This is a genomic window from Lacticaseibacillus baoqingensis, assembly GCF_003946165.1.
GTDB classification, from domain to species: domain Bacteria; phylum Bacillota; class Bacilli; order Lactobacillales; family Lactobacillaceae; genus Lacticaseibacillus; species Lacticaseibacillus baoqingensis.
Genome location: NZ_RHOI01000018.1, coordinates 24,571 through 37,688, shown reverse-complemented (window position 1 = coordinate 37,688; position 13,118 = coordinate 24,571). Strand labels below are relative to the sequence as shown.

11 protein-coding genes are annotated in these 13,118 nt (G+C 55.4%); all 11 read right to left on the bottom strand.

The genetic code is table 11. The features are described 5' to 3' along the window. Positions 1–294 precede the first annotated feature (294 nt). Positions 295–3,474: a carbamoyl-phosphate synthase large subunit gene (carB, locus tag EKM91_RS08505; RefSeq protein ID WP_125752716.1), complete on the bottom strand. Its 3,180-nt coding sequence runs from the start codon at positions 3,472–3,474 to the stop codon at positions 295–297. Continuing rightward, positions 3,467–4,561 (bottom strand): carbamoyl phosphate synthase small subunit, encoded by a 1,095-nt coding sequence (locus EKM91_RS08500; protein ID WP_125752713.1) that lies wholly within the window; start codon positions 4,559–4,561, stop codon positions 3,467–3,469. Before EKM91_RS08500 ends, carB begins: the two co-directional genes overlap by 8 nt. 20 nt (positions 4,562–4,581) lie before the next feature. After that, positions 4,582–5,844: a dihydroorotase gene (locus EKM91_RS08495; RefSeq protein ID WP_191987993.1), complete on the bottom strand. Its 1,263-nt coding sequence runs from the start codon at positions 5,842–5,844 to the stop codon at positions 4,582–4,584. Beyond that, positions 5,834–6,778 (bottom strand): aspartate carbamoyltransferase catalytic subunit, encoded by a 945-nt coding sequence (locus EKM91_RS08490; protein ID WP_225419482.1) that lies wholly within the window; start codon positions 6,776–6,778, stop codon positions 5,834–5,836. The genes EKM91_RS08495 and EKM91_RS08490 overlap by 11 nt, the downstream gene beginning before the upstream one ends. Next, positions 6,775–8,061, bottom strand: coding sequence for a uracil-xanthine permease family protein (locus EKM91_RS08485; RefSeq protein WP_125752705.1), 1,287 nt, complete (start codon positions 8,059–8,061; stop codon positions 6,775–6,777). The genes EKM91_RS08490 and EKM91_RS08485 overlap by 4 nt, the downstream gene beginning before the upstream one ends. A gap of 1 nt (position 8,062) precedes the next feature. After that, positions 8,063–8,605: a bifunctional pyr operon transcriptional regulator/uracil phosphoribosyltransferase PyrR gene (gene pyrR, locus EKM91_RS08480; protein ID WP_125752702.1), complete on the bottom strand. Its 543-nt coding sequence runs from the start codon at positions 8,603–8,605 to the stop codon at positions 8,063–8,065. A gap of 438 nt (positions 8,606–9,043) precedes the next feature. Next, positions 9,044–9,961, bottom strand: a complete 918-nt coding sequence (locus EKM91_RS08475) for an RluA family pseudouridine synthase (RefSeq protein WP_125752699.1) — start codon at positions 9,959–9,961, stop codon at positions 9,044–9,046. Further along, on the bottom strand, positions 9,958–10,410 hold the full coding sequence (gene lspA, locus EKM91_RS08470) for a signal peptidase II (RefSeq protein ID WP_125752696.1): 453 nt from the start codon (positions 10,408–10,410) through the stop codon (positions 9,958–9,960). The genes EKM91_RS08475 and lspA overlap by 4 nt, the downstream gene beginning before the upstream one ends. 1 nt (position 10,411) lies before the next feature. Then, positions 10,412–11,023, bottom strand: coding sequence for a uracil-DNA glycosylase (locus EKM91_RS08465; protein ID WP_225419481.1), 612 nt, complete (start codon positions 11,021–11,023; stop codon positions 10,412–10,414). Then, a complete protein-coding gene (locus EKM91_RS08460) occupies positions 11,020–12,693 on the bottom strand; it encodes a formate--tetrahydrofolate ligase (protein WP_125752693.1) in 1,674 nt (557 codons plus the stop codon). Before EKM91_RS08460 ends, EKM91_RS08465 begins: the two co-directional genes overlap by 4 nt. Then, a complete protein-coding gene (locus tag EKM91_RS08455) occupies positions 12,686–13,111 on the bottom strand; it encodes a hypothetical protein (RefSeq protein WP_125752690.1) in 426 nt (141 codons plus the stop codon). Before EKM91_RS08455 ends, EKM91_RS08460 begins: the two co-directional genes overlap by 8 nt. Between the last annotated feature and the right edge of the window lie 7 nt (positions 13,112–13,118).

Sequence of the window (13,118 nt, the reverse complement as noted above, 5' to 3'; positions counted from 1 at the left end):
CGAGCGTTCTAACCGGTCTTTGCGGCGTGCGGCTGCGCCGCCCACCACCAAGCCCTGTTAGCCCGTCGCCCATAACCGCGGTGCTCCGGCTCTGGTTCATCGTCGAGCTGCGCCACAACGCCGACAGTACACGCTAGTCTACGCGCTAAAAGCGCACTACTCCGCTTTGGTTCATCGTCGAGCTGCGTGGTGCAACGGCATTGCGCATAAGTCGTCTCGTGCACGCGATGGCGTTGCCATCACGCACCCAAGCCGCCTTATGCCCATGCCTAAATGCGCACCACTCCGCTCTGGCTACAATGGTTGTGTGGTAAACGCGCGGGATTCCAATACTGACGCGATGGCGGCGGCGGTGTCGAGGCTGGTCATCAGCGGGACGCCGTGCATGATCGCGGTTTGGCGGATGCGGTAGCCGTCGCTGGTGGTGGTGCGGTCATCGCTGGTGGTGTTGATCACCAGTTGCAGTTTTTGTTCAGCGATCGCATCTAAGATCGCGTCTTGGCCGCTTTCACCAAGCTTGGAGATCGTGTTGACCTTGATCCCGGCGGCGGTTAAGGCCTTGGCGGTGCCAGCAGTGGCGACGATTTGATAGCCGACTTCGCGGAAGCGCTTGGCTAAGGCGACGGCTTCTTGCTTGTCGCTATCGGCCACCGTGAACAACGCGGTGCCGTAGCTTGGCAGATGCGTGTGGCTGGCTTCGAAGGCTTTGTACAACGCTTTTTCCAAGGTGGTATCTGAGCCCATGACTTCCCCAGTCGACTTCATTTCAGGGCCGAGCAAGGAGTCTACGGCGTTGAGCTTGGAGAAGCTGAACACTGGGGCTTTGACATGCACCCCTGGGCGCGTCGGCAAGATCCCGGTGACAAAGCCTAACTCTGCCAAGTCCTTGCCTAAGATCGCTTGCGTGGCCACTTGGGCCATTGAAACGCCAGTCACTTTGCTTAAAAATGGTACGGTGCGGCTGGCCCGCGGGTTGACTTCGATCACATAGACTTGGTTGTCATGGACGATGAATTGAATGTTCATGATCCCGATACAATGCAAGGCATGAGCCAACTTGATGGTGTAGTCTTCGATTTGCTGCTTCACCGTTGCGGAAAAGTCTTGCGGCGGATAAACTGCCATGGAATCTCCTGAGTGCACCCCGGCGCGTTCAATGTGTTCCATGATGCCTGGGATGACCACGGTTTTACCATCGGTGATCGCGTCGACTTCACATTCCGTACCGACCAAGTATTGATCGACTAAGACAGGATGGTCATTGGACACGGAAACCGCCCGATCGATGTAGCTGGCCAGCTCATCTTCAGAATGCACGATCTCCATGGCTCGGCCGCCTAACACATAACTTGGCCGCACTAAGACCGGATAGCCGATCTGATTGCCGATCTTCAAGGCGCCGGCTTTATCTGTGGCGGTGCCGCCGACCGGTTGCGGGATCTGCAGCGAGTTAATGATCTCATCGAAGCGATCACGATCTTCTGCTGCATCCAAGTCTTCTAAGCTGGTGCCTAAGATCTTCACGCCATGCGCGGCTAGCGGCGCTGCAAGGTTGATCGCGGTTTGGCCGCCGAATTGGACGATCACGCCTTTAGGCTGTTCCAAGTCGATCACATTCAAGACGTCTTCAATGGTCAAGGGTTCAAAGTAGAGTTTATCGGAGATGGAAAAATCCGTTGAAACCGTTTCTGGGTTGGAGTTCATGATGATGGCTTCATACCCGGCTTTTTGGATCGCCTTAACCGAGTGGACCGTGGCATAATCGAATTCGACGCCTTGACCGATGCGGATCGGGCCAGACCCTAAGACCAAAATGCTGGCGCGCGCTGATCGTTCAGATTCCGTTTCGGTTTCATAGGTGCTATAAAAATATGGCGTGGTCGATGCAAATTCCCCGGCACAGGTATCGACCATTTTGTAAACCGGAATGATGCCGTTGGCCCGGCGCAAGTCGCGGATCTCATCTGGCGTCTTGTCCCAAAGCTTAGCGATCGTCGCATCGGCAAAGCCATTGCGCTTGACCAGCTGCAGCAAGTCCAAGTCGTCAGGATGCGCCTTAAGTTCGCCTTCTAATTCGACGATGTGCAAGATCTTGTCCAAGAAGAAAGGATTGATCCCGGATAATTCCGCGATTTCCGCGATGGTAAAACCGCGGCGGAAAGCTTCGGTGATGAAGAACAAACGCTCGTCATTAGGCGTAATGATCTTTGCCGACAAATCAGCATCGGATAACTTGTGGTCATCTGGACGCCACAAGTGCACCGCGCCGACTTCTAAGCCGCGCACGGCTTTGAGCAGCGCTTCTTCGGCGGTGCGGCCAATGGCCATCACTTCACCGGTAGCTTTCATTTGGGTGCCTAATGTGCGGTCGCCATTTTCAAACTTGTCAAATGGGAAGCGCGGGATCTTCGCGACGACATAGTCTAACATCGGTTCAAATTCGGCATAAGTCGCGTCGGTGATCGGGTTTTTGATTTCATCTAACGTCAACCCCACCGCGATCTTCGCTGCCATTTTGGCGATCGGATAACCGGTGGCTTTGCTGGCTAATGCTGAAGAGCGGCTGACCCGCGGGTTGACTTCGATCACGTAATACTTGAAGGAATTCGGGTCTAAGGCTAATTGCACATTGCAGCCGCCTTCGATCTTCAAGGCGCGGATGATGCGCAAGCTGCCATCCCGCAGCATTTGCACTTCTTTGTCAGTCAAGGTTTGCACCGGGGCAAACACCACCGAGTCGCCGGTGTGCACGCCGACAGGGTCGAAGTTTTCCATGTTGCACACCACAATCGCATTGTCTGCGGCGTCGCGCATCACTTCAAATTCGATTTCCTTGTAACCGGCGATCGAGCGTTCGATCAAGACTTGCGTCACCGGGCTGAGATTGAGCCCATTTTCGGTGATGGTGGCCAGTTCTGCGGCGTTTTTGGCGATCCCGCCGCCAGTGCCGCCCATGGTGAACGCTGGGCGCACGATCACCGGAAAGCCGATCTCATCGGCAAAGTTGGCGGCTTCTTCATAATTATGGGCGATGGTCGATTCGGGGATCGGCTCGTGCAAAGATTGCATCAAGTTCTTGAATAATTCCCGGTCTTCGGCTTGGTCGATCGCCGACAGCTTGGTGCCCAGCAGTTCAATGTGGAGTTCATCCAAGATGCCGGAATTGGCGAGCTGCATCGCCAAGTTCAACCCGATCTGCCCGCCGATGGTCGGTAAGATCGCGTCTGGCAGTTCTTTGCGCAAGATCTGGGAGACGAATTCTTTGGTCAATGGTTCGATGTACACTTGATCGGCGATTTCTTTATCAGTCATGATCGTCGCCGGGTTCGAGTTCACCAAAACGACTTCATACCCTTCCTCTTTCAACGCCAGACAAGCTTGCGTTCCGGAGTAATCGAATTCGGCGGCTTGGCCGATGATGATCGGACCAGAGCCGATGACTAAGATCTTATGGATATCTTGACGTTTAGGCATGAGCAGCTTCCTTTCCTTGTCGATGGTCGAAGGCGTCCATCATTTCCATGAATTCGTCGAAGAGATGGTCGGCGTCATGCGGACCGGGCGCGGCATCTGGATGAAACTGCACAGAAAACGCCGGGTACAAGCGGTGGCGCAACCCTTCGACGGTGTGGTCGTTGATCTCCACATGGGTGATCAAGAGTTGATCAGGGTCGATCGAAGCGGGATCGACGGCATAGCCATGGTTTTGGCTGGTAAAATCGATGCGGCCAGTGGCGATTTCGCGCACCGGGTGATTGAACCCGCGATGGCCGTATTTCATTTTGAAAGTATCTGCGCCATTGGCTAAAGCAAACAGCTGATGGCCTAAGCAGATCCCAAACAACGGGATCTTGCCTTGGATCCCGCGAATCATATCTAAGGCTTGCGGCACGTCTTTCGGGTCGCCAGGGCCGTTGGTCAACATCACCCCATCCGGATCCAAGTCTAAGATCTCTTCGGCTGTCACCGTCGGCGGCAAAATGGTCAAGTTGCATTCCCGCTTAGATAATTCGCGTAAAATGCTGTGCTTCAAGCCAAAATCGATCACGGCCACATTGCGCCCGGTACCAGGGGCTGGATAGGCTTGGGTCGTGGCGACTTGCTGCACTTGGTTTTTAGGCAGCACTAAAGCCCGCAATTGGTCAAAGGCATGATCATCAGCAGCATCGACAATGCTGGCTTTCATGGTGCCGGCTTCGCGCAAGCGCTTGGTCAAAGCGCGCGTATCAATGCCGGTGATGCCAGGAATGTGCTTGCGGGATAAGAACTCATCCAGGCTCATTTGCGCCCGCCAGTTGCCGGTGACCCGCGCCAGATCGCGCACGACCACCCCTTTGGCAGTCGGGTTGATGCTTTCGTAATCATCGCGGTTGATGCCGGCATTGCCGATCAACGGATAGGTGAACGTGATGATCTGGCCGTTGTAGCTTTGGTCGGTGATGGTTTCTTGATAACCGCTCATCCCGGTGTTGAAGACGATCTCGCCAGTCGTGACTGATTCGGCACCAAAGCCCTCCCCGGCAAAAACACTGCCATCTTCAAGAATCAAATAGCGCTTCAATATAGCTCCTCCTTCATGTCCTAAGCCTTGTAGGCGATCCGCCCGCCGGCGATCGTCGTCAGCACGCGGCCATTGACGGTTTGGCCGATAAATGGGCTGTTGTGGCCTTTGGATAACCAGTCTTTCGGGTCGATCACATAACTTTGCGTCAAGTCGACCAAGGTCAGATCAGCCGGATCGCCGACGCGCAAATGCCCTGCCGGCAAGCCAAAAGCAGCAGCCGGCTGGGTGCTCATCCAAGCGATCAACTGTGCCAGTGTGAAGCGGCCGGACTTGACGAAAGCCGTATACAACAAGGCAAAGGCGGTTTCGCTGCCGACGATCCCAAAAGCGGCAGTCGCCATGGAGCCGGTTTTTTCTGCGGCGGTATGTGGGGCATGGTCAGTGGCGATCATGTCCAAGGTCCCATCGGCTAAACCGGCGATCAGCGCTTGGCGATCGGCTTCGCTGCGCAATGGCGGGTTCATCTTATACATAGCGTTATCGCCAGGAATATCTTGGTCGGCCAGCAGCAAGTGATGCGGCGAGACTTCTGCGGTGACGTGCACCCCGCGGGCTTTGGCTTCGCGGATCAATTGCACGCTTAATGCGGTGGACACGTGGCAAGCATGATAATGGACGCCAGCCGCTTGGGCCAAGACTAAGTCTCGCGCTAGCTGGGCGGTTTCGGTCAAGTTTGACATCCCCGGCAAGCCCAGTTCGTCGGCTTTAGCCCCGGCATTAAGCACGCCGTTGCCTTTGAAGCCTTCATCTTCAATGTGGGCGACGATCGGCGCATTCACGGCGGCGGCTTGGACCATGGCGGTATACATGGTCGAGGCGTCTTGCACGCCGACGCCATCGTTAGAAAAGCCCAAGGCGCCCGCTTGTTTTAAGGCGGCATAATCGCTGGTATCGCTGGAATGCAAGCCTTTGGTGATCGCAGCGAATTGTTCGACATGGATCTTGGCGTCGGTGTGGTTTTTGGCGATCAATGCTGTCAAGTCAGCGACATTATCCGGCACTGGGTCGAGGTTAGGCATCGCCACGACGGTGGTAAAGCCGCCATGAGCTGCCGCAGCGGCGCCGGTGTGGATGGTTTCTTTGGCGGTAAAGCCAGGTTCGCGAAAATGCACATGCACATCGACTAAGCCTGGCATCACCGTTTTGCCTTTGGCGTCGATCACGGTGGTTTTGGCTGGGGCGTCTAAATTGCGTCCCAAAGCGCTGATCACCCCGTCAGTGGTCAAGATATCACCATGAAATGGTTCCGGCCCAGCAACATGGGCATGTTTAATGAGCAAGTGCATGAGTGAGGCTCCTTTCTTGCAAGGGTTGTTGGCAAACCAGCTCCAGCATCGCCATGCGCATGAACACACCGTTGTGCATTTGGGCGAAGATCCGCGATTGCGGGCATTCGACCAAGTCATCGGCTAATTCAATGCCGCGGTTGACTGGCGCCGGGTGCATGATGATCGCGGACTTGCGCAGTTTAGGATACAATTTGTCGCTCAAGCCGAAGCGCTCATGATAGGTAGATTCGGAAAATTCTGCCTTTTCCGCGTCGCTCAAGCGTTCAAATTGCACCCGCAACAGCATCAATACATCGACTTTTGGCACGATCTCGGCTAGCGGCTGATACGGGCCATAAGGTTCAAATTCCTTGGTGTACCAAGCTTTAGGTCCGGAAAAGGTCAGCTCCGCGCCGAGTTCGTGCAGCAGCTGCATGTCGCTTTTGGCCACGCGCGAATGCGTCAAGTCGCCGACAATGGCGATCTTCAACCCGTCAAAATGGCCAAACTCTTCATGGATGGTCATCAGATCCAGCATCATCTGGCTAGGATGTTGACCGGCACCGTCGCCGGCATTGACGATCCGCAACGGCAAGTGCTCGGCTAACAGCGATTGGTAATATGACTTGACAGGATGGCGGATCACGGCGACTTGCACCCCGATCGCGGCTAACGTCCGCAGCGTGTCGCCTAGCGTCTCGCCTTTGGTCACCGAGCTTTGCCGCGGGTCAAACGGCATGACCGTCATCCCCAAGCGGCGTTCAGCCATTTCAAAGCTGGTGTGCGTGCGGGTGCTGGGTTCAAAAAACAGATTCGCCGCGTAAATCGGCAAGGCGAGATTGCTTTGCGCCCCATGTTTGAATTCTTCGGCGCGCGTGATCAATTGATTCGCCAGATCCGTTGTGACTTGATTTGCTGAAACGAAATCCGTGATGGCCAATATTATGCCTCCTCGTTAGCTGCATGTTCAGGTAAGATGAAGTTTAATAAAATGCCGATGACCGTGGCTAATGCTAAGCCGGAAAACTGGAAGTTCCCCAGTTTCAACACTGCGTTGCCGATGCCGATCACTAAGATGGTCGAGCCGATCATTAAGTTGCGCTTGCGGTTGAAGTCAACGTGCTTGTCGATCAAGACTTTCAACCCGTTAGAGGCGATCACCCCAAACAACAAGAAGCTGATCCCGCCGATGACTGGACTGGGGATGGTGCGGATCAATGCCGACAGCTTGCCGATAAAGGCGAACAAGACGGCGAAAAACGCAGCTCCGCCGATCACCCAAACAGAGTGGACCTTAGTCATCGCCATGACGCCGATGTTTTCACCATAAGACGTCACTGGCGGGCCGCCGACGAAACCGGCGATGATCGATGCGGTCCCATCCCCGGCTAAGGTATGGTTCAAGCCAGGATCTTTGAAGAAGTTGCGGTGGGTCATTTCATCTAAAACCATGATGTGGCCCATATGCTCGGTCATGGTGACAAAAGCGATCGGTGCCATGGATAAAATCGCATCCAGGTATAATTTCGGTGTATAAGTGACTCCTGGGATCTGGAAGTTCGGCAAGCTGATCCAAGCGGCTTGTTGCACCGGTGTCAAATCGACGATCCCTACCAGCAAAGCGACGATGTAGCCGGTGATCAACCCCAGCAAGATCGGCAGCAAGCTGATAAATTTCTTCAAGTACATGTTGTAAGCGATCGTTGCTGCCAAAGTGACCATGGCCACGGCGAAGTACTTGAGGTCATAGACTGATGTGCCGTTGCTTAAGGTGCGCATGGTCGCATCTGTAGCAGCGGTGCCGGCTAGGCTTAGACCAATGACCATGACGATCGGGCCGACGACGATCGGCGGCAAGGCTTTATCGATCCAAGCCGACCCGGCGAAGTTGACGATCAAAGCGACGATCAAGTACACACACCCGACGGCGATGGTGCCTTGAGCGATGGCTGGGTAGCCGGCGCCTTTCATCAAGGCTTGCATCACGGTGATGAAGGAAAAACTCGACCCCATGTACGCTGGGATCTTGCCGCGGGTGATCAAGATATAGATCAAGGTCCCCACCCCGCTGGAAAACAGCGCGATGCTAGGATCCAAGCCGACTAAGATCGGGACCAGCACCGTTGAGCCGAACATGGCAAACAGGTGTTGGATCGACAACCCGAACCAATGGCCGAATGCCGGTCGGTCGTGAATGTCTAAAATCGCATCATCATTATGATATGCCATGCTACGCCTCCAGTTTGGCGATGCTGATCCCGTCTTCGCCATCAAGCTCAGACACTTCCACGTTGATCTCTTCGCTTAACGCAGTGGGAATGTTTTTCCCGACAAAATCTGGGCGGATCGGCAATTCCCGATGTCCGCGATCGACTAACACCGCCAAGCTGATCTTATTCGGGCGGCCTTGATCCATCAACGCATCCAAGGCGGCGCGGATCGTGCGGCCGGTGAAGATCACATCGTCCACCAAGATGACATGTTTATTGGTGATCGACACAGGCAAATGGCTGCCTTCCACATCTGGCGTCAAGCTATGGTCCAGCTTATGCACATCATCGCGATACATCCGGATATCCAACTCGCCCACTGGCACCGTCAAATTCTCCAACTGTTCCAGCCGCTTAGCGATCCGGTTGGCCAAGTAGATCCCGCGGGTTTTGATCCCCACGATCACCAATTCATTCAGATCCTTGTTTTGTTCAATGATCTCATACGTGATCCGCGTCAGTGCCCGTTGCATGGTGACCCCATCGACTACTTGCTTTGCCATTGTGTTCTCTCCTTTATATGTCACAAACAGCCAATAACCAGAGCGGAGCAAAGCGCACTTAGCGATGTGTAGAAGGCGGCTTGGGCGCGGATGGCAAGGCCATCCGTGATCGAGACGACTTCTACGCGATCGCGTTGCTTTGCGGAGCTCGACGATCACCAGAGAAAAGCTAGCGATTCCAGTAACGTCGAGCTGCGCGGCCCAACGGAGTTGCGGGTAAGCCATCCCGGTCACGCCGCGTGCCGCGACGCACCCAGGCTGGCTTACCCCCACACTCCTAAAGGCGGGCCGCTCCGCTCTGGAGACAAAAAAAGTCGCCTGCTACCGAAAAAGGTTAGAAGGCGACTGTCTGAGGATAGTCTCCCGCCGCAGCGGGTTCGTACACCTTCTAAGCCTCTCTGGACTTAGTTAAAGGTTGCTTGTTAAGTTGTGACTAGCTTATCGGATCACGCGGGTTTTGTCAATGTTTGCCCGCAGATTTGCTAAAGTTTCTGCGAATATGGCTGGCGGATCGGCGTGAAATTCCAGCCATTGTCCAGATACCGGATGCTTGAAGCCTAAAGTCGCCGCATGCAAGAACTGGCCTGCGCCTGGCAAGGTGCGCTTCGGCGCGTATAGCGGGTCGCCGGCCACGGGATGATGGATATAAGCCATGTGCACGCGGATCTGATGGGTGCGGCCGGTTTCTAAGACGCATTGGACCAAAGCATATTTAGCGAATTGTTCCAGCACTTGAAAATGCGTCACCGCATGCCGCCCGTCAGGCACCACCGCCTGTTTCTTGCGGTCTTTCGGGTCGCGGCCTAAAGGCGCATCGATGCGGCCTTGGGTTTCTTTGAAGACCCCATGGACGATCGCCAAGTATTGCCGGCTGGTGGTTTTGGCTTTGAGTTGCGCCGACAGCGACAGTTGCGCCGCTTGGGTCTTGGCCACCATCAACAAGCCGCTGGTGTCTTTGTCGATGCGGTGGACGATCCCTGGCCGCAAGACATCATTGATCCCAGTTAAGGCGGTATGCCCTAATACGGCATTGACCAAGGTGCCGTCAGGATGCCCTGGGGCTGGATGCACCACCATGCCTTGAGGCTTATTGACCACCAGCACGTCAGCGTCTTCATAGACGATCTCAAGCGGGATGTTTTGGGGCTTGGCGGCCAGCGGCACCGGTTTGGGCGGGTCGACTTGCACGACGTCATCAGCGGCGACTTTGTACTTCGGCAGCACTGTTGCCCCGTTGACCGTCACATGCCCGGCTAAAAGCCATTTTTGCGCTTGCGAGCGGGTAGCGTCTGGCAAGGTATCAGCGATCACCTTGTCGATGCGGCCGGTTTGGGTGGTCACGGTGAAGCAAGTCATCGCTTGGCCGCCTTCCCGTCAAAAAAGAGCAAGTGGATCAACACCAAGATCACCCCAATGGTCAAGCACGCATCGGCGAAGTTGAAAATGGCAAAATTCATGAAATCGACTTGGAACATGTCGGTGACATAGCCTTGGCGCAAGCGGTCGATAAAATTGCCGATCGCCCCGGCTAAGATCAGCGCTAACCCCCAGCGGTAGGTTTTCATGCCGCGGCTGTCTTTCCACAGCCACGCCACTACCCCTAAGGCGATCACGGTGATCACATAAAACACCCACTGCTGGCCGGCCAGCATCGAAAAGGCGGCGCCGTCATTTTGAATGTGGGTCACACTTAACACCCCAGGGATGAAGCCGATCGTTTGGCCAAGCGCCAAATGCGCCACGACCCAAGCTTTGATCAGCTGGTCGATGGCGACCAAGCCCAGTGCCAATACAAGATAGATCAAATCAATTTGCCTCCAATAATCGTCGAATCTGCGCCAAGTCCGCTAATGTTTGTGCTTGCGTCGCTTGCCGGTACAACAAAGCCGCCGGATGCGCACACACCGCCAAGCGCCGCGTGGGTCCAGGCACTAAAGTATCCGCTTGGACTTGATTGATCGCGGCAGTCAGGCATTGGCCATGCCAGTCTTTGACTTGGCCGTGATACAGCCGGTGGATGGCGGTGTTGCCCATCAGCAACAATGGCGCGTCAGGCAAAGCGGCCAGTTCTGCGTCTAACAGCCAGCCTTCTTGCAAGGCTTCTGAGAGCGTCGGCGGCCGGTTGCCCAGCTTGCCATTGGCTTTTTGCAGCGTGGGCCGGCGGTGAAAAGTCATGGTGATAAAAACTGCGGCGCGTGTTAAGCCTAATGCCTTCAACATTAAGTCTAATTTGACTCCGGCGCGGCCGGTGAACGGGCGGCCGCTGGTCACTTCACTGGCCCCTGGGGCTTCGCCGACTAAGATCAAGCGCGGGTGCAAGCTGCCATAGCCAGGCACGAAACCTTGGGTGTCCGGGAATACTTGCGCTTGCGCTTGGCGTAATTGCGCGGCGCTCAAGGGATTAGTCGCTGTGCTCAAAACAGCCCCGAGATCACGCCATCATCAGACACATCCATGTTCATGGCCGCAGGGGTCTTAGGCAAGCCTGGCATGGTCAAAACCGAGCCGGTCATCACTACTAAAAACCCTGCCCCCAGCTTGGGGATCACATCGCGGACATGCATGGTAAAGCCGGTCGGTGCGCCTAAGGCTTTGGGGTCGTCAGACAAGGAATATTGCGTCTTGGCCATGCAGATCGGCAAGTCTTCCCACCCATTGGCCGCGATCGTCTTTAAGGCCAGTTCTGCTTGATGGTCATAAACGACGTCTTTGCCGCCATAGATCTTTTGCACGATGGTCGTGATCTTGGCTTTGACTGGGGCTTTGGGATCATATAACGGCACAAAGCGGCTGGTGGTGGCTAAAGCAGTGATCAAGGCATCGGCTAGCGCCAAAGCCCCTTGGCCGCCTTGGCCCCAGACGTCTGCAGGGATCGCTTGGACGCCAAGTTGGGCGCATGCGGCCACTAAGTCGGCGATTTCGGCATCTGTATCGCTAGTGAAGCGGTTGATCGCCACCAGCACCGGCCGGCCGTATTGCTGCATGTTGGCCACGTGCTTGGCCAGGTTGGCAAAGCCTTGGGCTAACGCATCGCGATTTTCAGTGGTCAAGTCTTTCAAGGCTTGGCCGCCGTTGTACTTCAAGGCGCGCACGGTAGCGACGATCACCACGGCATCAGGGGTCTTGCCTAATACCGGCGCCTTGATGTCCATGAACTTCTCCGCTCCCAGATCCGCCCCAAACCCGGCTTCAGTCAAGGCGATGTCGCCGAGTTGCAAGGCGGTTTTGGTGGCCAAGACTGAATTGCACCCATGGGCGATGTTGGCAAACGGGCCGCCATGGATCAAAGTTGGCGTATGCGCCAGCGTCTGCACCAGATTCGGCTTCAAGGCGTCTTTTAATAAGACGGCGATCGCACCGGTCACGCCGAGTTGGCTCACTGTGACTGGCTGGCGGTCGTATGTAAAGCCGATGACGATGCGGCCAATGCGGGCTTTGAGATCATGCATGTTTTCTGCCAGGCACAAAACCGCCATCAATTCACTGGCCACGGTGATGTCAAATTGATTCTCGCGCGGGACTCCGCTAGTTGGTCCGCCTAAGCCAATCACCGTGTGGCGCAAGGCGCGATCATTGATATCTAACACACGATGCCACAAGATCCGCCGCGGGTCGAGGTTCAGCGCATTGCCTTGATGCAAGTGGTTGTCGATCAAGGCCGCCAAGGTATCCACTGCTGTGGTCAAAGCATGCATGTCACCGGTAAAATGCAAGTTGATGTCTTCCATCGGCACCACTTGCGAATAACCGCCGCCAGTCGCGCCGCCTTTCATCCCCATTACTGGGCCCAGCGACGGTTCGCGCAAGGCGATCACCGCTTTTTGGCGGCGCAAGTTCAACGCGTCGCCTAAACCGATGGTGACGGTCGACTTGCCTTCACCAGCCGGCGTTGGGTTGATGGAAGTCACTAAGACGAGCTTGCCGAGCGGTTGATCGGCTAAGCGCTGTAACGTGGGATAACTCAGCTTGGCCTTGGCTTGACCATATAATTCCAGATCATCGGCTTGTAAGCCTACGGTTTTGGCCACGGCTGTGATCGGCAACATCTCGTTGGCTTCATTTGCTTGGGCAATTTCGATATCAGACAATGCTTGATTTCCCCTTCCTCAAGGTGACTGTGATGCCCGCTTGTGCGCAAGCGGCCGTCAGCTTCTGCATCTGAAACATACGCACGAGCCTTATTTTACCATAGACTTGCGTGTCAATAATCAAGGTATGCCCTTCAATCGCCACCGAATGCAAACTCGCATACGGAATGATCAGGCGGTTGCTGGGAAACACCCGGCCCAACACCAGCGCTTGCGGCGTCAAGGTCATGCGCATCGACGCCACTTGTAAGCTGGCGATCACGATCACCACCAAAAGCCCGCCGACTGCCGGCCAAAAAAGCCGGTCATAGCCGCCAAATTCCATTTGCACGATCACCGCCGCGCTGATGCCGGCGAGAATCGCGCCCCAAAAAATGCTAAAATCAAGCCATGCTGGTTGATAAAAAAATCGGCGCAAGTCATCA

Coding starts and splice junctions, on each gene's coding strand:
- EKM91_RS08485 (WP_125752705.1), bottom strand. CDS start 8,061: ATGGCATATCATAATGATGATGCGATTTTAGACATTCACGACCGACCG.
- pyrR (WP_125752702.1), bottom strand. CDS start 8,605: ATGGCAAAGCAAGTAGTCGATGGGGTCACCATGCAACGGGCACTGACG.
- EKM91_RS08475 (WP_125752699.1), bottom strand. CDS start 9,961: ATGACTTGCTTCACCGTGACCACCCAAACCGGCCGCATCGACAAGGTG.
- carB (WP_125752716.1), bottom strand. CDS start 3,474: ATGCCTAAACGTCAAGATATCCATAAGATCTTAGTCATCGGCTCTGGT.